20 protein-coding genes are annotated in these 21,468 nt (G+C 62.9%); 12 read left to right on the top strand and 8 right to left on the bottom strand.

What is annotated here, in order from left to right; all coding sequences use genetic code 11:
- Window positions 1-48: 48 nt before the first annotated feature.
- A complete protein-coding gene (locus J2858_RS03910; protein WP_210103413.1) occupies window positions 49-804 on the bottom strand; it encodes a hypothetical protein in 756 nt (251 codons plus the stop codon).
- 181 nt (window positions 805-985) lie between these two features.
- Window positions 986-1,165, bottom strand: coding sequence for a ribbon-helix-helix protein, CopG family (locus J2858_RS03905; protein WP_210103412.1), 180 nt, complete (start codon window positions 1,163-1,165; stop codon window positions 986-988).
- Between the two features lie 154 nt (window positions 1,166-1,319).
- On the opposite strand from J2858_RS03905, the gene hisS reads away from it, so the two are divergent.
- The 3 genes from hisS to hisG all read left to right on the top strand — a co-directional run bounded on the left by hisS (window position 1,320) and on the right by hisG (window position 4,928).
- On the top strand, window positions 1,320-2,891 hold the full coding sequence (gene hisS, locus J2858_RS03900; RefSeq protein ID WP_210103411.1) for a histidine--tRNA ligase: 1,572 nt from the start codon (window positions 1,320-1,322) through the stop codon (window positions 2,889-2,891).
- A 220-nt stretch (window positions 2,892-3,111) separates the two neighbouring features.
- Entirely contained in the window at window positions 3,112-4,236 is a 1,125-nt protein-coding gene (locus J2858_RS03895; protein WP_210103410.1) for an ATP phosphoribosyltransferase regulatory subunit, read from the top strand.
- Window positions 4,233-4,928 (top strand): ATP phosphoribosyltransferase, encoded by a 696-nt coding sequence (gene hisG / locus J2858_RS03890; RefSeq protein ID WP_210103409.1) that lies wholly within the window; start codon window positions 4,233-4,235, stop codon window positions 4,926-4,928. The genes J2858_RS03895 and hisG overlap by 4 nt, the downstream gene beginning before the upstream one ends.
- 296 nt (window positions 4,929-5,224) lie before the next feature.
- On the opposite strand, the gene J2858_RS03885 is transcribed toward hisG, so the two are convergent.
- Window positions 5,225-5,677, bottom strand: a complete 453-nt coding sequence (locus J2858_RS03885) for a DoxX family protein (RefSeq protein WP_210103408.1) — start codon at window positions 5,675-5,677, stop codon at window positions 5,225-5,227.
- Window positions 5,678-5,893: 216 nt separating this feature from the next.
- Here J2858_RS03885 and J2858_RS03880 point away from each other — a divergent pair, with 216 nt between their 5' ends.
- A complete protein-coding gene (locus J2858_RS03880; RefSeq protein WP_210103407.1) occupies window positions 5,894-6,844 on the top strand; it encodes an ornithine cyclodeaminase family protein in 951 nt (316 codons plus the stop codon).
- A gap of 88 nt (window positions 6,845-6,932) precedes the next feature.
- Here the strand turns inward: J2858_RS03880 and groL are convergent, their stop codons facing one another.
- Both groL and groES read right to left on the bottom strand, forming a co-directional pair.
- The gene (groL, locus tag J2858_RS03875; RefSeq protein ID WP_210103406.1) at window positions 6,933-8,573 is read right to left on the bottom strand and encodes a chaperonin GroEL; all 1,641 of its coding nucleotides are present in this window, start codon (window positions 8,571-8,573) and stop codon (window positions 6,933-6,935) included.
- Between the two features lie 70 nt (window positions 8,574-8,643).
- Window positions 8,644-8,940 carry a co-chaperone GroES gene (gene groES / locus J2858_RS03870; protein WP_210103405.1) on the bottom strand — a complete coding sequence of 99 codons (297 nt, stop codon included), beginning with the start codon at window positions 8,938-8,940 and terminating at the stop codon, window positions 8,644-8,646.
- A 231-nt stretch (window positions 8,941-9,171) separates the two neighbouring features.
- On the opposite strand from groES, the gene chrA reads away from it, so the two are divergent.
- The 3 genes from chrA to J2858_RS03855 all read left to right on the top strand — a co-directional run bounded on the left by chrA (window position 9,172) and on the right by J2858_RS03855 (window position 12,508).
- Window positions 9,172-10,536 (top strand): chromate efflux transporter, encoded by a 1,365-nt coding sequence (gene chrA / locus J2858_RS03865; protein ID WP_210104127.1) that lies wholly within the window; start codon window positions 9,172-9,174, stop codon window positions 10,534-10,536.
- Between the two features lie 130 nt (window positions 10,537-10,666).
- Window positions 10,667-11,515, top strand: a complete 849-nt coding sequence (locus J2858_RS03860) for a TIGR01459 family HAD-type hydrolase (RefSeq protein ID WP_210103404.1) — start codon at window positions 10,667-10,669, stop codon at window positions 11,513-11,515.
- 12 nt (window positions 11,516-11,527) lie between these two features.
- A complete protein-coding gene (locus J2858_RS03855; protein ID WP_210103403.1) occupies window positions 11,528-12,508 on the top strand; it encodes a bifunctional riboflavin kinase/FAD synthetase in 981 nt (326 codons plus the stop codon).
- Window positions 12,509-12,512: 4 nt separating this feature from the next.
- On the opposite strand, the gene J2858_RS03850 is transcribed toward J2858_RS03855, so the two are convergent.
- Complete coding sequence (locus tag J2858_RS03850) at window positions 12,513-12,800, bottom strand: type II toxin-antitoxin system RelE/ParE family toxin (protein ID WP_210103402.1); 288 nt, start codon at window positions 12,798-12,800, stop codon at window positions 12,513-12,515.
- Window positions 12,797-13,081: a hypothetical protein gene (locus J2858_RS03845; protein ID WP_210103401.1), complete on the bottom strand. Its 285-nt coding sequence runs from the start codon at window positions 13,079-13,081 to the stop codon at window positions 12,797-12,799. The genes J2858_RS03850 and J2858_RS03845 overlap by 4 nt, the downstream gene beginning before the upstream one ends.
- 304 nt (window positions 13,082-13,385) lie before the next feature.
- Here J2858_RS03845 and ileS point away from each other — a divergent pair, with 304 nt between their 5' ends.
- Entirely contained in the window at window positions 13,386-16,349 is a 2,964-nt protein-coding gene (gene ileS, locus J2858_RS03840) for an isoleucine--tRNA ligase (protein WP_210103400.1), read from the top strand.
- A gap of 138 nt (window positions 16,350-16,487) precedes the next feature.
- Complete coding sequence (locus tag J2858_RS03835) at window positions 16,488-17,132, top strand: hypothetical protein (protein ID WP_245365609.1); 645 nt, start codon at window positions 16,488-16,490, stop codon at window positions 17,130-17,132.
- Window positions 17,133-17,247: 115 nt separating this feature from the next.
- Here the strand turns inward: J2858_RS03835 and J2858_RS03830 are convergent, their stop codons facing one another.
- Window positions 17,248-17,709: a nucleoside deaminase gene (locus tag J2858_RS03830; protein WP_210103399.1), complete on the bottom strand. Its 462-nt coding sequence runs from the start codon at window positions 17,707-17,709 to the stop codon at window positions 17,248-17,250.
- Between the two features lie 156 nt (window positions 17,710-17,865).
- On the opposite strand from J2858_RS03830, the gene J2858_RS03825 reads away from it, so the two are divergent.
- The 3 genes from J2858_RS03825 to J2858_RS03815 are packed head-to-tail and all read left to right on the top strand — an operon-like array spanning window position 17,866 to window position 21,403.
- On the top strand, window positions 17,866-19,950 hold the full coding sequence (locus J2858_RS03825; RefSeq protein ID WP_210103398.1) for a pseudouridine synthase: 2,085 nt from the start codon (window positions 17,866-17,868) through the stop codon (window positions 19,948-19,950).
- A 3-nt stretch (window positions 19,951-19,953) separates the two neighbouring features.
- Window positions 19,954-20,514 (top strand): 16S rRNA (guanine(966)-N(2))-methyltransferase RsmD, encoded by a 561-nt coding sequence (rsmD, locus tag J2858_RS03820; protein ID WP_210103397.1) that lies wholly within the window; start codon window positions 19,954-19,956, stop codon window positions 20,512-20,514.
- Window positions 20,515-20,524: 10 nt separating this feature from the next.
- Window positions 20,525-21,403: a patatin-like phospholipase family protein gene (locus J2858_RS03815; protein WP_210103396.1), complete on the top strand. Its 879-nt coding sequence runs from the start codon at window positions 20,525-20,527 to the stop codon at window positions 21,401-21,403.
- Window positions 21,404-21,468 lie beyond the last annotated feature (65 nt).

The raw sequence follows: 21,468 nt of genomic DNA, 5'->3' as shown, positions 1-21,468 counted from the left end.
CGTTTGCTGTTTTGACGGGCGTTGTCGGGGCCGGCAATCCCGGCACCTTCAGCCTGCCACCACCCGGTGCACCGCCCGATACGCCCCGCGCGCCTCTTCGAGCGGCACCACCGGCCAGTCCCAGCTTTGGTCATGCGCGGGGACGCGCACGCCGGCGAGAAGATCGTGCTCCTCCAGAATTTTGCCGCCCCTGTCCTCGATGCGATAGGAGACATCGGTAATCAGGCAGGTTTTTGCGGCAACGGTGGCGAGCCCGTGCAGATGGGCGCCGACAAGGGCGGGCAGCACCGTCTCCGCGCTCGCGCTCTGCCCGGTCGCCTCCAGCCGGGCGCGGGCGCCGACGCCGATCTGCGACAGGATATTGGCCGAGACGACGAGATCGAGATAGGGCACCTGCCGCAGGAAGCCGAGCGGTTCCGGCACCTGTCCTGCCACGGCCTCGTCAAACCCTGAGAGATCGCGCCAGATCAGCCGCACATTGGAAAGCCGTCGTGCGGCAAGAAAGGCGCGCACGCTTGCCAGATGCACGAGATCGACCAGCACCACCGTATCGAACGCGCGCGACAGTTCCAGGATCGGCACATCGCGCAACAGGCCGGAGCCGAGCACGACGGCGGTGCGGCGCTGCTTCAGGCCGTTGATGGCGGAAAGCACATGCGCCTTGCTGTTGTCCTCATGGTGCCCCCAGGCAGCCCGGCAGCGGTTGGCGCGCGCCAAAAGGCTGATGGAGGAGGCGATGTGGGGGCGAAACGGCTTTGGCGTCAGCGGCCAGCTTGCGGCATAGTTGAGGGCTTCGAGGATCATGGCCGATTGCGTTCACTTTTCATCATGGAGGTGGCGGGAAGTGCGCCGCTGCTTATCCCACCGCATCATTGATGAAAGGCGAGGGTGGCGTGCAGGCTGATCTCCCCACCTGTGGAGGAGATGCCCAGCAGGGCAGAGGGGGGCGCGCTTGCGCCGCGATGGAGAGGTGCCTGAACCTGCGTCAGGCAACCGGTCGCTCTTGCCGGTCGTCGGCACTTTCCGCCTCGTGCACCTCGCGCCCGATATCGCTCCTGATGAGGTCGAGTATAAATTCTTCGACCGTAAGGCGGCATTTTTCCGCTTCCTTTGAGAGGAGCGCATAGGTTTCATCCGGCATATCGAGGGTTATTTGCTGGTTCATCGCCCAATCTCCAACACCGCGCCATCCTAGCAGGCCGCAGCGTGTGCGGCCAGCCGTTGCGCCCGCTTCAAGGCTTGCCGCCTTCGCCTGCATCCTCTAAGAAACCGCACACATTTCCGGCCTTTTTCATGTGCCGCGGCCAAGGAAGACGATCATGAGCGACAAGAAGCAAAAAACGCAGAAACTCAAGGCCCGCCTGCCGCGCGGGTTTGGCGATCGTACCGCAACCGACATCCATGCCACCAACGAGATGATGGCAAAAATCCGTGAGGTCTACGAGCGCTACGGTTTTGACCCGATCGAGACGCCGCTGTTCGAATATACCGATGCGCTCGGAAAATTCCTGCCCGACAGCGACCGCCCGAACGAGGGCGTGTTCTCGCTTCAGGATGACGACGATCAGTGGATGAGCCTGCGCTATGATCTGACCGCCCCGCTCGCCCGCCACGTCGCGGAAAATTTCAACGAGATCCAGCTGCCTTACCGCACCTATCGCGCCGGCTATGTGTTCCGCAACGAAAAGCCGGGCCCCGGCCGTTTCCGCCAGTTCATGCAGTTCGATGCCGATACCGTTGGCGCACCCGGCGTGTCTGCCGATGCGGAAATGTGCATGATGATGGCCGATACGCTGGAAGCCTTGGGCATCAAGCGCGGCGATTACGTCATTCGCGTCAACAACCGCAAGGTTCTGGATGGCGTGATGGAAGCCATCGGCCTTGGCGGCGAGGAGAACGCGGCGCGGCGGCTGACTGTGCTGCGGGCGATCGATAAGTTTGACAAGTTTGGCCTGGAGGGTGTGCGGCTGTTGCTTGGTGAGGGCCGCAAGGATGAGAGTGGTGACTTCACCAAGGGTGCAGGGCTTGAGCAAAAGCACATCGATTTTGTTGCTAATCTATTCCTGAAGACAAAGGAAAGCGAGTCGACAAAACAGGTCCAATCCTCAGAAATTGTCCGACGGTCGATGAACATGCCTCTGCAAGGCGTCCTTGGAGGAAGCAAGCAAAACGAGACATACACGAACGGTTTCAATGAGCTGCGTACCCTTGAGGATTTGGTTGCAGCTGCCGGTTATGGACCTGATCGGATACTTATAGACATGTCTGTTGTACGTGGCCTCGAATACTACACTGGCATGGTCTACGAAGCTGAACTCACCTTCGATGTGACCAACGAAAAGGGCGAAAAGGTCGTCTTCGGATCTGTCGGCGGTGGTGGTCGCTATGATGGCCTCGTCTCCCGCTTCATGGGCCAGCCGGTGCCGGCCACGGGCTTTTCCATCGGCGTGTCGCGCCTGATGACGGCGCTGAAAAACCTTGGCAAACTGGGTCAGGACGACGTTCTGGCGCCGGTTCTCGTCACCGTCATGGATGGTGATGTGGAAGCCATGGGGCGCTACCAAAAGTTTGCGCAGGACCTGCGTAATGCCGGCATCCGCGCCGAAATGTACCAGGGCAACTGGAAAAAATTCGGCAACCAGCTGAAGTATGCCGATCGTCGCGGCTCCCCCATCGCCATCATCCAGGGCGGTGACGAGCGGGCGCAAGGCGTCGTGCAGATCAAGGACCTGATCGAGGGCAAGCGCCTTTCCGGCGAGATTTCCGACAACACCGAATGGCGCGAGGCCCGTGTTGCGCAGGTGGTCGTGCCGGAGGCGGATCTGGTGGCCAAGGTGAAGGAAATTCTGGGCCAGCAGGCGGAAGATCGTCTGCGGGCAAAGGGCGTTTGATGTTGGCGTCTGTGGTTTTTCCCCTCCCCAACCCTCCCCACAAGGGGGAGGGAGCCGGTCGGCGCGTGCCGTTTTCCCACCTGTTCAATTTGCGCGCTCAGACTGTTCGTCGTGCCCGGGGCGCTAGATTGGTAACGGGCGCTTGCTCCAGGTCTTCTCCCCCCTTGTGGGGGAGATGGCCGGCAGGCCAGAGGGGGTATTTCACCCAAGGCCTTACCCCATGCCGCTGATCGACATGCCCGATTTCGCGCCCATGCTGCTCGAAGAATTTGCAGCACGCAATACCACGCGGGTGGATACGCCCGTCATCCAGCCGGCCGAACCCTTTCTCGACATGGCCGGCGAAGACCTGCGCCGGCGTATCTTTCTGACCGAGAACGAGCGCGGCGCAAGCCTTTGCCTGCGCCCGGAATTCACCATTCCGGTCTGCCTGCGCCACATCGAAACGGCAACCGGCACGCCAAAGCGCTATGCCTATCTCGGCCAGGTGTTTCGCCAGCGCCGCGAAGGGGCAAACGAGTTCTATCAGGCCGGCATCGAGGATCTGGGTGACCGGGACGTGGCAAGCGCCGATGCGCGCGTGGTGGTCGATGCGCTGTCATGCCTCACCAAGGTCCTGCCGAACCGGGGCCTTGCCGTCACCATCGGCGATCAGGCGGTGTTCGAGGCCGTGGTGGCAGCGCTTGGCCTTCCCGCCGGCTGGCAGAAGCGCCTCGTGCGCGCGTTTGGCCAGACGGATCTGCTGGAAGCGATGATTGCACGGCTTGCGCGCCCACAGCCCGTGTCGGGCCTGTCGGGTGAAGTGGAAGCGCTTCTGGAGGCGGGAGACGAGGCAGCCCTTGTCGTCCATGTCGAAGCGCAGATGGAGCGCACCGGCTATCTCACCAATGCCAGCCGCGCGCCGGTCGAGATCGTGCGGCGGCTCAAAGAGAAGCGGCTGCTGGCCGGGGCTTCGCTCGAACCGGCCAAGCTCGATGCGCTGAAGGAGTTTCTGTCGCTCAACGTCTCGCTGCGCTATGCGCCGGGCGTGCTTGCCGATTTCGCCCGGTCCGCGGGGCTGCCGCTTCAGGCCGCGATTGCAGGCTTTGATGCGCGCGTGGCAGCCTTTGCCAATGCAGGCGCCTCGCTTGCCGATATCACCTGGCGGGCCGCCTTCGGGCGTCCGCTCGATTATTACACCGGGCTCGTGTTCGAAATCACCGCGCGCGGCGACCATGACGTGCTGGCCGGCGGCGGGCGCTATGATCGCATGCTGACGCTGCTCGGCGCCAAGGACCATATTCCCGCCGTCGGCTTTGCGCTGTGGCTGGACCGCATCGAAAAGGCGAGGGAGACCAGCCGATGACCATTACCATCGGGCTTCCCTCCAAGGGCCGCATGAAGGACGATGCCTCGGCGATTTTTGCCAGGGCTGGCCTTGTGATTTCGGCCATCGGCAACGAGCGCTCCTATCGCGGCCGCGTCGAAGGTGCAGACGATATCGAAATCGCCTTCCTCTCGGCCTCGGAAATCTCGCGCGAAATCGGCAACGGCACGGTGGATTTCGGCGTGACCGGCGAGGATCTCATCCGCGAGGAACTGGCGGATGCCGACCGGCGCATGGAAATTTCCGCCCGCCTGGGCTTTGGCCATGCGGATGTGGTTGTGGCGGTGCCGGACATCTGGCTCGACGTGGAAAGCATGGCGGATCTCGGCGATGTGGCGGCGGATTTCCGCGCCCGTCACGGCCGGCGTCTGGCGATTGCCACCAAATACTGGCGGCTCACCCAGCAGCATTTTTCCGGGAGCCACGGCATCCAGCTCTATCGCATCGTGGAAAGCCTCGGCGCCACCGAAGGCGCCCCGGCGGCCGGCCAGGCGGATATAATCGTCGACATCACCTCGACGGGCTCGACGCTCGTTGCCAATCATCTGAAAGTGCTGTCGGACGGCGTCATCCTCAAATCCGAGGCCTGCCTCGTGCGGGCGAAAAAGCCGGAGCATGAGGGCAATGCGACGGTCGCAAGGATCGTAGAGGCTGTGCGCGGGGCTTTGTGAGGCGGTAACGCTAAGTGCCTGCCAAGCCCCCCCTCTGGCCTGCCGGCCATCTCCCCCACAGGTGGGGAGATCAGCAGGATGCACGCTCGGCGCCAGAACAGGGATGTCGACGGTTTCCGCACCAATATTCTGCCAGGCGTGGGAAACGCGAGGGTTACGGCACGGTGATCTCCCCACCTGTGGGGGAGATGGCCGGCAGGCCAGAGGGGGCTTTGCGGAGTGCAAGGTCAAAATTTCCCCACGAAAAAACCCGCCGGATCGCTCCAGCGGGTTTCTTTTTGCCTTGGGGGCAGGGATTAGCGGGTGGCAAGCGCCGGTGCAGCGCCGCGACGGGCATCGACCGAGTAGGCGCCGGCGCCGACGGTGGCGAGCAGGATATAGGCGCCAGCCAGCGTGAAGTTCTTCATCATCATGATGCTGTTCAGCGCGTTGATCCAGCCGAGAGCGGCATCCGGCCAGCCGGGAACGGCAACCGTGCCCGAATGGAAGACGGCGCCGGTGAAGATGCAGAAGAGGGCGAGTGCCCAGCCGACGATCTTTACCTGGTAGCCGGCGAGAACGGCAAGGCCGGTGACCAGTTCAAACAGGCCGGCGAGATAGGAAAGGGCGGTTGCGGCCGGCAGGCCGGCGCCGGTGATCATGCCGGCAGTGGCCGACGGATCGGCCAGCTTGCCGAAACCGGACAGGATGAAGATGAAGGAGAGGAGGATGCGGGCAAGAAGCAGAAGTGCATTGCTGGGGGTAGACATGGGAGGATCTCCGGGGGCAGGGCCAGGTGGCCGTTAACTTTCTGCCCTCTGATATGCGCCAGATCGTCGCCCCGCGAAAGATGAACGATCGGAGACAAATTGTTCGATATTGATGAACGGCGGCTTGTCGGCAAATCTAACCGCCGATCACCCCTCACTTGACCTGACATGCGCTTGAGGCTCCATCATCCGGTCAATGTCGTAGAGGAGCTGACGATGACGCGTATTTTGACAGATCATGACCTCCAGATGCCCGCCCTGATGCCGCTCGCGATCGAGGCTGTCGAGGATGTTCTGCGTCAGCGGGCAAGGGGTGCGTTCGTCTCGCCGCCCCGCCATGCCGTTTCAATCGACGGCGCCGGCGACCTCGTCTTCACGATTGGCGGCGGTGCCGGCGGGCAGTCGCCGGTTGCCGGTTTTCGCGCCTATACGACCTTTTCGGTACAGCAGGACGATCAGCTCGTGGCGGTTTGGAACGTCGAGACGGGCACCCTGAAAGCCGTCGTCATCGGCAGCCTGCTCGGCGCGATCCGGACGGGCGCCATTGGCGGCGCTGCCATCCGTTACCTGTCGCGTGAGGATGCGCAGGTGGTTGCCGTCATCGGCAGCGGGCTCCAAGCGCGCACACAGCTCGAGGCGGCCGTAGCCGTGCGTCCCGTCCGCGAGGTGCGCGTGTTCAGCCGCTCGGCGGAAAACCGCGATCGCTTTGCCATGGAAATGCAGCAGCGCCTCGGACGTCCCGTGCAGGCGGTGGAAACGGCAAGAGCCGCGGTGGAGGGGGCCGATATCGTGCTGTGTGCCACGGTAAGCCCGGAACCGGTCATCCGCGCAGAATGGCTGAAGCCCGGCGCGCACATCAACACTGTGGGTCCAAAAACCGCGGAGGCACACGAACTGCCTGTCGAGGTTGCCGCAATGGCCCGTCGCATCGCCACGGATTCGCCCGCGCAGTTGCAGGCCTATGGGCGACCTTTCTTTCTGGCGGGCACGCCGCAACTCTCTCGGATGGAAGATCTGGCGGACATTGTTGCGGGAGCGCTCCCGGCGGGCGCTACGGGGCAGGGGCGCGGACTGGACGATGTGACATTGTTCTGCTCGACGGGGCTTGCCGGAACGGAAGTCGTCGTTGCCTCGGCCCTTTCGGATCACCTCGACCAGTCACGGTGATGTCCTCATCACGCAAAAAAGGCGCCGGTTTCCCGGCGCCTTTTCCGTAGTCTGAACCGGATGGCCCAGATGCAAGACCGATCAGGTCTTACATCATGTCCATGCCGCCCATTCCGCCCATGCCGCCAGGCATGCCGGCCGGGGCATCCTTCTTCGGCAGTTCGGCGATCATGGCTTCCGTGGTGATCAGCAGCGAAGCAACCGAAGCTGCGTTCTGCAGGGCCGTGCGGACAACCTTGACCGGGTCGACGATACCCATGGCGATCATGTCGCCATATTCGGACGTCTGGGCGTTGTAGCCGAAGTTGTCGCTGTTGCCGTCGAGGATCTTGCCGACAACGATCGAGGCTTCGTCGCCTGCGTTTTCAGCAATCTGGCGAACCAGCGACTGCAGGGCGCGGCGAACGATGTTGATGCCGGCTTCCTGGTCGTCGTTTGCACCCTTGACGGTGATCTTCGTGGAAGAGCGCAGGAGAGCGGTACCGCCGCCGGGGACGATGCCTTCCTGAACGGCAGCGCGCGTTGCGTTCAGCGCGTCGTCGATGCGGTCCTTGCGTTCCTTGACTTCGATTTCCGTCGAGCCGCCAACGCGGATCACGGCAACGCCGCCAGCCAGCTTCGCCAGACGTTCCTGCAGCTTTTCGCGGTCGTAGTCCGAAGTGGTTTCTTCGATCTGCGCCTTGATCTGGGCAACGCGGCCTTCGATGTCGGTCTTTGCACCGGCGCCATCAACGATGGTGGTGTTTTCCTTGGTGATGGACACCTTCTTGGCGCGGCCGAGCATGTCCAGCGTGACGGACTCGAGCTTGATGCCGAGGTCTTCCGAAATCACGGTGCCGCCGGTCAGGATCGCGATGTCTTCCAGCATGGCCTTGCGGCGATCGCCGAAGCCCGGAGCCTTGACGGCAGCAATCTTCAGGCCGCCACGCAGCTTGTTGACGACGAGCGTTGCAAGAGCTTCGCCTTCAACGTCTTCAGCGATGATGACGAGCGGCTTGCCGGTCTGAACGACAGCTTCGAGAACAGGCAGCATGGCCTGGAGGTTCGAAAGCTTCTTCTCGTGCAGGAGAACGTAGGCGTCTTCCAGGTCAGCAACCATCTTTTCAGGGTTGGTGACGAAGTAAGGCGACAGGTAGCCGCGGTCGAACTGCATGCCTTCGACGACTTCGAGTTCGGTCTCGGCGGTCTTGGCTTCTTCGACGGTGATAACACCTTCGTTGCCGACCTTCTGCATGGCTTCAGCAATGTCACGGCCGACCTGAGCGTCGCCGTTTGCCGAAATCGTGCCGACCTGCGCAACTTCTTCAGACGTGGAGATCTTCTTGGCCTTGGCCTGGAGATCCTTCACGACTTCCGAAACGGCCAGATCGATGCCGCGCTTCAGGTCCATCGGGTTCATGCCGGCAGCAACTGCCTTGTTGCCTTCGCGAACGATCGCCTGGGCCAGAACCGTTGCCGTCGTGGTGCCGTCACCAGCGATGTCGTTGGTCTTGGATGCCACTTCGCGCACCATCTGGGCGCCCATGTTCTCGAACTTGTCTTCCAGTTCGATTTCCTTGGCGACCGATACGCCGTCCTTGGTGATGCGCGGTGCGCCGAAGGACTTGTCGATGATGACGTTACGACCCTTCGGGCCGAGCGTTACCTTCACTGCGTCTGCGAGGATGTCGACGCCGCGCAGCATCTTTTCGCGCGCAGTGCGGCCGAACTTGATTTCTTTAGCTGCCATGTTCAAAACTCCCGGGCATCACGCCCTTTGGTTGAATTGATAATCTGATGGAAAAGATCGGACTGAAAAATCAGCCGATGATGCCCATGATGTCGGCTTCCTTCATGATCAGAAGGTCTTCGCCGTCGAGCTTTACTTCCGTGCCCGACCACTTGCCGAACAGAACGCGATCGCCAACCTTGACGTCGAGTGCAACGATCTTGCCGCTGTCATCGCGAGCGCCGGTGCCGACAGCGACGATTTCGCCTTCCTGCGGCTTTTCCTTGGCGGTGTCGGGAATGATGATCCCGCCCTTGGTCTTGGCTTCGGATTCAACGCGACGAACGACGACGCGGTCGTGAAGCGGACGGAAATTGGTGCTTGCCATTGTCTAATCCCTCGATCAAATGACCTTTACGGGCTTTGAGGAGGCCCGTGTCCCTTTGTTAGCACTCACCCCTTGGGAGTGCTAACGGCCTCGAAATAAGACCGGTGGGCGGATGAGTCAAGAACGGGCCTCTAAAAAATCTGTCGCGATTTTTGGGCCGGCCTCTGCCGTGGCGCGTCTTTGCGGCGGAGGGATGGCGTGAGCGGCCTTTCGACCCCGCCGGCGGCAAAAATCACCCCCGGCGCGGCTCCGTCGGCTGTGCCGGAAAACCCCTCGCTGAAGGAGCTGACGCTGGTCTTTGCCCGCATCGGTTGCCTGGGCTTTGGCGGCCCGGCCGGCCAGATCGCCATGATGCACCGGGCCATCGTCGAGGAGCGCCGCTGGCTGTCGGAAGACCGGTTTCTGCACGCTCTGAATTACTGCATGCTTCTGCCAGGGCCGGAGGCGCAACAACTGGCGACCTATACGGGCTGGCTCCTGCACGGCGTGCGCGGCGGAATCGTCGCTGGCCTTCTCTTCGTGCTGCCCGGGCTTTTCGTCATCATCGGGCTGTCCACCGCCTATGGGCTGTACCAGGAGGCGGGCTGGCTTGCCGGCCTGTTCTTCGGGCTGAAGGCGGCCGTCCTGTCGGTGGTGGTGGAGGCGGTGATCCGGCTCGCCGGGAAGACTTTGAAGACGCGGTTCCTGCGGGCGCTGGCGCTTCTCGCCTTTCTGGCGCTCTTCGTGCTGGCGCTGCCGTTTCCGCTTGTCGTGCTGCTGGCCGGTCTTGCCGGATTTCTTCAAGCAAGGCGCGGTGAGGCCGGCTCCCTGAACCGTCACGATGCCCCACAAAAACTTTTGCCGTCAGCACCTTCCCGCCCGCCGCTTCTGCGCTCCATCGCCTCCCTGCTGTTCTGGATCGGCGTGTGGCAATTGCCGCTTCTGGTCCTGTCGCTGATCTCCGGCGCCGAAAGCCTTGCGGCGATGTTTGCCTTCTTTTCGAGGATGGCGCTCGTCACCTTCGGCGGCGCTTATGCGGTGCTGGCCTATGTGGCGCAGGTGGCGGTGGAAAATTACGGCTGGCTGCAGCCCGGCGAGATGCTGGACGGGCTGGCGCTTGCCGAAACCACGCCCGGTCCGCTGGTGCTCGTTCTCTCCTATGTCGGCTATCTCGTCGGTTTCCGCACCGTGCCGGGGCTCGATCCGATCGTTGGGGGAACTGTCGGCGCGCTTCTGGTGGCCTGGGCAACCTTCGTGCCGAGCTTCATCTGGATCTTTGCCGGTGCACCCTATATCGAGCGGCTGCGCGGCAATGCCGCCATTTCGGCGGCCCTCTCTGCCATTACGGCGGCCGTCGTCGGCGTCATCCTCAATCTCGCCCTGTGGTTCGGCCTGCATGTGCTGTTTGCGCGCGTCGCGCGCATCGCCCTCTTTCCCGGCTGGGCCGGCGAGGGCGCGCCCGGCCTCTGGTGGCCGGATCTGCATTCGCTCGATGCGGCCGCTGCCGTCCTCTTTGCCGTCTCGGCTTTCCTCCTGCTGCGGCTGAAGCTCGGCATGGTGAAGGTACTGGCGCTTTCAGCCTCCGCCGGTCTGTGCTGGCGGCTTGCAGGCTTTTGAGCGGTTCGTGGGGCCGTCTTCTGCAGGAAGAGGCAGGGGCTTCCACGCGCGGCATAGGCTAAAACTCCTTGCCATTGCAGGCAAGCTTTGTCATGTCAGCGCCAGTTTCTTGCAACGCATCAGGGTGATCATGGCAGACCGCATCAAGAACCTCAGCGCAATCACCACTGGCTACGATCTCGTGCTTTCGGATGTCTGGGGCGTGCTGCACGATGGCATCACTGCCTTTCCGGCTGCCTGCGAAGCCCTGAAGGACGCCCGAAAGGCAGGCCTTGCCGTTGTCCTCATCACCAATTCGCCGCGGCCGGCACCCGGCGTCATCGACCAGTTGCGGGCGCTCGGCGTGCCGGACGAAACCTATGACCGCATCGTGACCTCCGGCGACGTCACCCGCAAGCTGATCGCCGAAGGCCCGCAAAAGGTCTTTCTGCTCGGCCCGGAGCGCGACATGCCGCTGTTCGAGGGCCTTGATGTGACAGTCACCGGCGAGGCGGATGCCGATTGCGTTGTCTGCACCGGCTTTTTCGATGACGAGCAAGAGGTGCCGGAAGACTATCACGACATGCTGGTGCGTTTCATCGGGCGTGACGTGCCGATGATTTGCGCCAATCCGGATCTGGTGGTTGAGCGCGGTCATCGCATTATCCCCTGCGCCGGTGCCGTTGCCGCCTATTACCACCAGCTGGGCGGCCATACGCGCTTCGGCGGGAAGCCGCACCGGCCGATCTACGAGGCGGCCCTTGCCAGCGCGCGCGACGTGAAGGGCGAAATCGACCTGTCGAAGATCATTGCCGTCGGCGATGGCATGCCGACCGATGTGAAGGGCGCCTTGAGCTACGGCCTCGACCTTCTCTACATCTCCGGCGGCATTCATGCGGCCGAATACACCATCAATGGCGAGACCGACGAGGCGATCCTCAACGCCTATCTGGAGCGCGAGAATGCGACGCCCAAATGGTGGATGCCGCGGCTTGCCTGAGGGATGGACGAGATGAGCGTGTTTCACCGCAATGAAATGAAGGAGCCGCTGCCGCAGGACCTTAAGGGCGGCGTCGTGGCGATCGGCAATTTCGATGGCGTGCATCGCGGCCATGGCAGCGTGCTCGACCGGGCGCTGGCGCTTGCTGCGGAGCGTGGCGTCCCGGCGCTGGTTTTAACCTTCGAGCCGCATCCACGCACCGTCTTCAAGCCCGACCAGCCGGTGTTTCGCCTGACGCCGGCGCCCTTGAAGGCGCGGGTGCTGGAGGCCATGGGCTTTCACTCGGTGATCGAATATCCGTTCGACCGCGCGTTCTCGCAGCGCTCCGCCGAGGATTTCGTCGAAAACATTCTCTCCGGCTGGCTGAAGGCGAGCGCCGTCGTCACCGGTTTCGATTTCCATTTCGGCCGTGGCCGCGAGGGTGGGCCGGCCTTCCTCATGGATGCCGGGCGCCGCTTCGGCTTCGACGTGACGCTGGTCGATGCCTTCCGCGATGAAAATGCCGAGGTGATTTCGTCGAGCCGCATCCGCGATCTGATTGCCCAAGGTGATGTCAGCGAGGCGGCCGGCCTGCTCGGCTATCGCTATACCGTCGAGGCCGAAATCGTCGGCGGCGAGCAGCTTGGCCGCACGCTCGGTTACCCCACCGCCAACATGGCGCTCGAACCCGAGGTGGAGCTGAAAGCCGGCATCTATGCCGTGCGCTTCCGCCGTCCGGACGGCACGCTCTATAATGGCGTGGCAAGCTATGGCCGGCGCCCGACGGTGACGGAAAACGGCGCACCGCTTCTGGAAACCTTCGTCTTCGATTTCTCCGGCAGCCTCTATGGCGAAATCTGTTCGGTGTCTTTCTTCGGCTATCTGCGCCCGGAACTGAAATTCGACGGGCTCGATGCGCTTGTCGTGCAGATGAAGCGTGACGAGGAAGAGGCGCGCGCGCTGCTGTCGGGCGTTCAGCCGCTGAGTGCGGTGGATGGCAAAATCGCGTTCTAAGCGATCAGCCGTCCTTGACAGGCGGCCATGCGCGCGCCGTATGAACGATGGTCAGGATGAACAGGGTATCGCCATCTATTTCATAGACCAGTCGATAGCTTGGGTGCGGCAAGAGTTCGCGCGTGCCGGCCACCAGCCCGGCTTTGCCAAGCCTTGGGAACTGCGCCAGATGTTTCGTGGCCTGCTCGAAGAGCAGATCCATCGCAAGCGCTGCCGGCGGATGGTGGTCCTTGATGTCATTGAAAATGGAAAGGCGGTCTTCGGTGGCTTGCAGCGTCCACCGGATAATCATTGCTGGCCTGTGTCGATCAGGCGGTTGCGCAATTGCGAAAATTCTCGTTCGACGTCTTCGGCAGACTGTGTGATGCCGGCCGTCACATCGGCGCGTCCCCGCTCCACCTTGGCCTCGACAAACGATCGATAGGCTTCGGGCACGTTCTGACGTTCCACATAGTCGCGCACCATGGCGCGCAGCACTTCCGTTTCGGAGGTCCGCGCCGATCTCGTCGCGGCGGCAAATTCGGCTGCCAGCGTCGCGTCCATGTCGATGGTCAGCTGTGCTTTCGGTGCCATGGCATTTTCCGTTCGTTCCGCCGCCCGCCGTATTTCAAACCTTGCGGCCCCAAGAATACATCCATCCGCCGCAATGCCAATCCCCTCTTCCTTTTGGCGGCGAAAACCCCTAAAGAATGCGCCACCATGACCTATCTTTCGGCGGCCCGTGTCATTCGAATTATTGGCCCGGCTTTCCCCACGGCTTGAAAAGCCGACGGGAAGGTCCGGGTTTTTGGCGCTTGGGTTTTCCCTTGCGCGTCCGTCGCCAATCCAAATTGTTTATTCTGCGACCGCGACCGGTCGCCTTTCCGATGGTTGATCCATGACCGAGACCGCTGAAAAGCCTGACTATTCCAAGACCCTCTATCTGCCCGAGACCGAGTTTCCGATGCGCGCCGGCCTGCCTGCCAAGGAGCCGGAAATGGCGAAGAAGTGGAAGGAGATGGAACTTTACAAGAAGCTCCGCGCCTCCGCCGCCGGGCGCGAAAAATTCGTGCTGCACGATGGCCCCCCTTACGCCAACGGCAATATCCACATCGGGCATGCGCTGAACAAGGTACTGAAGGACGTCATCACCCGCTCGTTCCAGATGCGCGGCTATGACGCCAATTACGTGCCCGGCTGGGATTGCCACGGCCTTCCGATCGAATGGAAGATCGAGGAAAAATACCGCGAGAAGGGCAAGGACAAGAACGAGGTCCCGGTCAACGAATTCCGCCGCGAATGCCGCGAGTTCGCGCAAGGCTGGATCGACATCCAGTCGGAAGAATTCCGCCGCCTCGGCATCGAGGGCGATTTCGAGCGCCCCTACACGACGATGAATTTTCACGCCGAAAGCCGCATCGCCGGCGAATTGCTGAAACTTGCCATGTCCGGCCAGCTCTATCGCGGCTCGAAGCCGATCATGTGGTCGGTGGTGGAGCGCACGGCGCTGGCCGAAGCCGAGGTGGAGTATCACGAGGTCGAGAGCGATACGATCTGGGTGAAGTTTCCGATCGTCCCGCAGAATATTGTTGTAGATCGCCTGACCGGCGACACGGCGCCATCTCACTCGCCTGACAAAACTCCGCAGGATCTGTGGAGTGCCGCTGTCGTCATCTGGACGACCACGCCCTGGACGATCCCCGGCAACCGGGCAATCTCCTATTCGTCTCGTATCGAGTATGGGCTTTACGAAGTCACCGAAGCCGTCAACGACTTTGGCCCGCAGCCGGGTGAAAAGCTGATCTTTGCCAAGCGTCTTGCGGAGGACTCTGCAACCAAGGCCAAGGTCACGTTCAAGTTGATCCGCGACGTCACCGGTGCGGAACTTGCAGCCATCACCTGCGCTCACCCGCTCGCCGATATGGGCTACACCTTCGCCGTCCCGCTTCTCGATGGCGATCACGTCACCGATGATGCCGGCACCGGTTTTGTCCACACGGCGCCCAGCCACGGTCGCGAAGACTTCGAGGCCTGGATGAGCAATGTCCGCGCGCTGGAAGCCCGCGGCATCGACACCAAAATCCCGTTCCCCGTTGACGACGCCGGCTTCTACACCGATGAAGCCCCCGGTTTCGGCCCCTCGGCCGAGGGTGGTGCGGCGCGTGTGCTGGATGACAACGGCAAGAAGGGCGATGCGAACAAGAGGGTGACGGAAGCGCTGATCGCGGCCAACAACCTGTTTGCTCGCGGCCGCATCAAGCACGAATATCCGCATTCCTGGCGCTCGAAAAAGCCGGTCATCTTCCGCAATACGCCGCAGTGGTTCGTCTACATGGACAAGGAATTGTCCGATGGCACGACGCTGCGGTCGCGCGCCCTGTCTGCCATCGATGACACCCGCTTCGTGCCCGCTGCCGGCCAGAACCGTCTGCGCGCCATGATCGAGGGGCGGCCGGACTGGGTGCTGTCGCGTCAGCGCGCCTGGGGCGTGCCGATCTGCGTCTTTGCCGACAAGGCCGGAAACGTGTTGCAGGACGAGGACGTCAATGCCCGCATCCTCGACGCCTTCGAGAAGGAAGGGGCTGACGCCTGGTTTGCTGAAGGCGCCAAGGAACGCTTCCTCGGCAATGCGCATGATAGCGAACAGTGGCAGATGGTCACCGACATTCTCGATGTCTGGTTCGATTCGGGCTCCACGCACACGTTCACGCTGGAAGACCGTCCGGACCTGAAATGGCCGGCCGATGTCTATCTGGAAGGGTCCGACCAGCATCGCGGCTGGTTCCATTCCTCGCTTCTCGAAAGCTGCGCCACGCGCGGCCGCGCGCCCTACAACGCCGTTGTCACCCATGGTTTCATCATGGACGAGAAGGGCGAGAAGATGTCGAAGTCGAAGGGCAATGTGACCGCCCCGCAAGCCATCATGAACGATGCCGGCGCCGATATCCTGCGTCTGTGGGTGATGAGTTCGGATTACGCCGAGGACCTGCGCGTCGGCAAGACGATCATCCAGACCAATATCGATGCCTACCGGAAAATCCGCAACACCATCCGCTGGATGCTCGGCACGCTCGCCCACGATAAAGGCGAGGAGATCGCCTATGCCGACCTGCCGGAACTCGAAAAGCTGATGCTGCACCGGCTGGCCGAACTCGACCAGCTTGTGCGCCGCGCTTACGATGATTTCGATTTCAAGCGCATCACCCGTGCGCTCACCGATTTCGCCAATGTGGAACTGTCGGCCTTCTATTTCGATATCCGCAAGGATGCGCTCTATTGCGATGCGCCGTCGTCTCTGCGCCGCCGCTCCGCCCTGCATGTCATCCGCAAGCTGTTTGACTGCCTGGTTCTGTGGTTTGCGCCGATGATGCCGTTTACCACGGAAGAGGCGTGGCTGAGTCGCGATCCCTCCGCCGTCTCGGTGCATCTGGAGCAATTCCCGGAAATTCCCGCCGAGTGGCTGAACGAGGCGCTCGCCGACAAGTGGAAGCGTGTGCGCACCGTGCGCCGTGCCGTCACCGGCGCGCTGGAAGTGGAGCGCAAGGACAAGCGCATCGGCTCGTCGCTGGAGGCGGCTCCGGTCGTCCATGTGGCGGATGCCGAACTTCTTGCGGCGCTGGAGGGCCTCGACATGGCCGAAATCTGCATCACCTCGGATATTTCCGTGGTGGCGGGCGAGGGGCCGGCAGAGGCATTTCGCCTGGAGGACGGCACAAAGGTTGCTGTCGAGCCAAAACTTGCCGAAGGCGTCAAATGCGCCCGCTCGTGGAAGATCACCAAGGATGTCGGCTCCGATCCCGACTATCCGGATGTGTCTGCCCGTGATGCGGAAGCTCTGCGTGAACTTGCCGCGCTGAACTAAAGCCTTGATACCGGATGATTGCGCTTTGCCGCGTCATCCGGTAAATCTGCCTGAAATTGGCCGGAATTTTCGGTCAACGGGAGATGATGGATCTCGCAAGCGTCACGGACGGGCGCGGCTGGAAGGGTTTTGATGAAAATGACCACTGTCATGGGCGCACGGGCAGCTGCAATTCGCGCGCGCGCGGGGCTTCTTGCCGTTGCCGCAGCCGCTCTTGCGGTGTCGGGTTGCACCACCGGCCCGACTTACGGAACGAACAAGACGGCATCCGAACAGCTGGTCGATGACCTCGGACAGGCGGTATCGCTGGGTTCTGAACCGGCCAACAAGAACACCAAGTACAATCCGCGCCCGCAGCTGGTGGTGAACAAGAACGTCACGCAGACCCTGCCGGCGCCGCAGACCTCGCTCGCCAGCCGCGAGAACAATCCCAACTGGGTTGAATCGCCGGAAGAAACCCGCGCGCGCCTGCGCGACGAGGCCGACGCCAACAAGGACAACCCGAACTACCGCTCGCCGCTTCTGGCCGGCAATGGCACCGCCGGCACGCTGACGGAAAGCCAGAAATGGGACGCCTTCCGCAAGGCGCGCCAGAATGCCGAAAATCCCGGCATCACCGGCGCCCGCCGCTCGCTGACCGATCCGCCGGCCGAGTATCGCATCGCCGATACCGACCAGCTCAACGATCTGGGCGAGCCGGAGCTGAAGAAGGAACGCGAACGCAAGAAAGCCGCCCAGGAAGCGGGCACCAAGTCATCGTCCTGGTGGAAGCCGTTCCAGTAAGGTGATTTTTTCCGGGAGCGGTTATCCCGATCCGACTACAGTATGGTTTGATCGACATTTGATCTTGGCGGATGAAGGTGCGCTTGCTCCGTGCCTTCTCAGCCCTTCGCAAAAATCAGATCGCATCCCCGCGCTTGCCTTTAAAAAATTCCACCAGAATGTCCGCTGCTGCCGTTTCGCCGATGCCGGAATAGACATCCGGCTGATGATGGCAGGTGGGTTGGTTGAAGAAGCGCACGCCGCTTTCCACCGCGCCACCCTTTATATCGTTTGCGCCGTAATAGAGCCTGCGGATGCGGGCAAAGGAAATGGCGGCGGCGCACATGGTGCAGGGTTCGAGCGTCACATAGAGATCGGCGCCTGAGAGCCGTTCCTGGCCAAGCGCTTCGCAGGCCATGCGAATGGCGAGAATTTCGGCATGTGCCGTCACGTCGTGCATCTCCCGGGTACGGTTTCCGGCGCGTCCGACGATCGTCCCATCCAGCACCACGACGGCGCCGATCGGCACTTCGTTGCGCTCTGCCGCCTGCTGCGCCTCGATCAATGCTTCGTCCATGAAGCGATTTGTCCCGCCCATGCGGCGATTTCCTCTTAACCAGGGCAACGCGAACTGGTAGGAACGGTCCAACCTGCGTTGCGTCAGCCGTCTTTCGCAACGCGACAGACTTTAATTTCAGTCAAACACGCATGTCATGGACAGCATTGTCCGACACACGCTTCAGGCAAACAACAAATGAGCTTCAAAGACAAGCCGAAGCGCGAGGGGACCAGGTCCTTCGATCGCGACCGGAAATCCACCTCCGCCCCCAAGAAGACGCCGAGCAGAAGCGCGCCGGATGGCGAGCCGCGTGCTGCGCGCAAGCCGGCGCCGGTGGCAACGGACGGCGCGGCATCCGCCTCCGCAAAGCCCGAACGCATTTCCAAGATCCTCGCCCGCGCCGGCATTGCGTCGCGCCGCGACGTGGAGCGGATGATCATGGAGGGCCGCGTCAGCGTCAACGGCAAGCAGCTGGAGACGCCGGTTCTGAACGCCACGCTTGCCGACCGCATCGAGGTCGATGGCCAGCCGATCCGCGGCATCGAGCGCACGCGCCTGTGGCTCTACCACAAGCCCGCCGGCCTGGTGACGACCAATTCCGATCCGGAAGGCCGCCCCACGGTCTTCGACAACCTGCCGGAAGACCTGCCGCGCGTGATGTCGATCGGCCGTCTCGACATCAACACCGAAGGCCTGCTGCTGCTGACCAATGACGGCGGCCTGTCGCGCGTTCTGGAACTGCCGACCACCGGCTGGCTGCGCCGCTACCGCGTGCGCGCCTATGGCGATATCAGCCAGGAAAAGCTCGACACGCTGAAGGACGGTATTGCCGTCGATGGCGTGCTCTATGGCGCAATCGATGCGACGCTCGACCGCACCCAGGGCCACAATGTGTGGATCACCATGGGGCTTCGCGAAGGCAAGAACCGCGAGATCAAGAACGTGCTCGGTGCGCTCGGCCTTGAGGTGAACCGCCTGATCCGTCTCTCCTACGGTCCCTTCCAGCTCGGTGACCTGCCGGAAGGCCAGGTGGTGGAAGTGCGCGGCCGCATGCTGCGCGACCAGCTCGGCCCCCGCCTCATCGAGGAATCCAAGGCGAATTTCGACGCGCCGATCTATAGCAACAACGGTCCCATCGAAGAGGATGTGGCCACCGCCCGCTCGGCGGAAAAGCCGCTCGGCAAGCCGTTTGGCAAGCAGGGCGACCGCGAAGAGCGTGGCTTTGCCGTCGAACGGCGCGAGCGCTCCGAGGCTGCCGGTGAGGGCAAGCGCCCCGCCTTTTCAAAGCCCTCGGGCAAGCCTGCCGGCAAATTCGACAAGGGCGGCGCCAAATTCGGCGGCAAGTTCGACAGGGCGCCCGCCTTCGACGAGGACAAGCCGAAGAAGCGCCCGCCGCTCGGCACCTCGCGCACGGCCAATGTCTGGATGGCGCCCGGTGCACGTCCGACCGCTGATCAGAAGGGCAAGTCCTCTGCCCGCGCCGAGGCCGAGCGTCTGTTTGCCAAGGGCACGGATGATGCAAGCCTGCGCGTGCAGGTGAACCGGGTACAGGGCGACAGCGACTGGATCCGCGCCGACGAACCGCCTGCCGGCGGCCGTGGCGATCGCTCCGGCGGTCGTGGCGAAGGCCGTGGAGATCGGGGTGATCGGGGAGATCGTCCGGCCCGCGGTGACCGTCCGCCGCGCGGCGATCGTCCCGCCCGCGGCGAAGGTGGCGAGCGCAACTTTTCCGACCGTCCGCGCGGTGCCCGCCCGGCAGGAGACCGTCCTTCAGGAGATCGCCCCAGGGGCGACCGTTCCTTCGGGGATCGCAAGCCGCGCGAAGAGGGTGGCCGTTCCAAGCCTTACGGCGCTGGTGCCGGCCCCGGTCGTTCGCCGCGTGAAAATGCCGAACGGGCGTTTCGCCCGTCCGGTCCCCGCTCTGAAGGCCGTTTCGAGGGTGGCCGTTCTGAAGGCGATCGCGCCGAAGGTGGTCGCGGCGGCTTCGGCGGCAAGCCCGGCGGCGCACGGCCCTATTCGGGTCGCCCGGCCGGCGAACGGTCCGAAGGCGGACGCGGGGGCTTCGGTGACAGGCCTGCCGGTGGAAAGCCGTTCGGGGGCAAGCCCGGTGGTGCGAAGCCTTTTGGCGGTAAGCCCGGCGGCGGCAAGTCATTTGGTGGGAAACCCGGTGGTGCAAAACCGTTTGGCGGAAAGCCTTCCGGTGGAAAGCCATCCGGCGGTCGTGGCCCGGGCTCCGGCCCGAAGGGCGGCGGCAATCGTTCCAGAACACCGAGGGGCTGATCCTTGCGCATCGTTGGCGGTGAATTTCGTGGCCGCAATCTTGCCGCGCCAAAGACAGACGCGATCCGGCCGACCATCGACCGGACGCGCGAAAGCCTGTTCAACATCATCGGGCATGTCTATCCCGATGCCATCGAAGGCACGCGGGTGATCGACCTGTTTGCCGGCACCGGCGCGGTGGGGCTTGAAGCCCTGTCGCGCGGCTGTCGCAGCGCGCTGTTTGTCGAAAACGGCGTCGAGGGCCGCGGGCTCTTGTGGGAAAACATCGAGAGCCTTGGCCTGCACGGCCGGGCGCGCATCCTGCGCCGCGATGCCACCAAGCTTGGCACCGTCGGCACGATGGAGCCCTGTCATTTCCTGTTTGCCGATCCGCCCTATGGGCGCGGGCTCGGCGAGGCAGCGCTCGTTTCGGCCCATGAGGGCGGCTGGCTTCTGCCCGGCGCGCTGGTGGTGCTGGAGGAGCGCGCCGATGTGACACCGGCCGTCGCGCCGGTCTTCCAGCCGCTGGAACAGCGGGTGTTTGGCGATACGCGCGTCGATTTTTACCGTTACAGGCCGGTCTGAGGCCGAGGCGATGACGACGAAACTCTCGCTTCCCGAACATGGTCTGCCGCTTGAGGGCGGCGCACCGCGGGTGGCGGTGGCCTTTGGCGGCGGCGGCGCGCGCGGCATTGCCCATATCGCCGTCATAGAAGCCCTCGACGAAATGGGCATCAGGCCCGTTGCCATTGCCGGTTCTTCCATCGGGGCGATTTTCGGCGCCGGCATGGCGGCCGGCCTCACCGGCGCTGCCATCCGCGAGCATACGCTGGAAACCGTCGGCAATCGGACAGCCGTTCTCAACCGTCTCTGGTCGCTCGGTCCCTCCAGCATGCGCGATGTCGTGGGCGGTTTCCGGCTTGGCCATTTCAACCTGGAACGCATCCTGGAAGCGTTTCTGCCGGCAGACATTCCAGCCGGTTTCGAAGGATTGAAGATCCCGCTGAAGATCGCCGTCACCGATTATTACGGCCAGTCCGAAGTCATCTTGGAAGAGGGGGAGTTGCGCCCGGCCATTGCCGCCTCCGCCGCCATTCCCGGACTTTTCATGCCGGTGATGATCCATGGCCGGGTGATGATCGATGGCGGGGTGTTCAACCCGATCCCTTACGAACATGTCATGGACAATGCCGATATCGTTATCGGCGTCGATGTGGTGGGCGCGCCGGAAGGCGATGGAACGCACCCGCCGAACCGTATCGACAGCGTCTTTGGCGCAAGCCAGCTGATGATGCAGGCGGCGATCGCCCTGAAGATGAAGCTGCATCCGCCGCATCTTTTCCTGCGCCCCTCGGTCAACCGCTTCGGCGTGATGGACTTTCTGAAGGCCCGCGAGATCCTCGAGGAATCGGCGCCGATCAAGGACGAGCTGAAGCGCGGGCTGGAAGGCCTGCTTGCCGCTGCCCGCGCTTAACCTGCCGCGGACACGGGCCTTCAGACCCTGACAATCGCCATTTGCAGCCCGCCGCAGGGAATGAC

Origin of the sequence: Neorhizobium galegae, assembly GCF_017877135.1 — a bacterium.
Classification (GTDB): domain Bacteria; phylum Pseudomonadota; class Alphaproteobacteria; order Rhizobiales; family Rhizobiaceae; genus Neorhizobium; species Neorhizobium galegae_A.
Note: the sequence above shows the minus strand (reverse complement) of the source record. Positions and strands in the feature narration are given on the sequence as shown.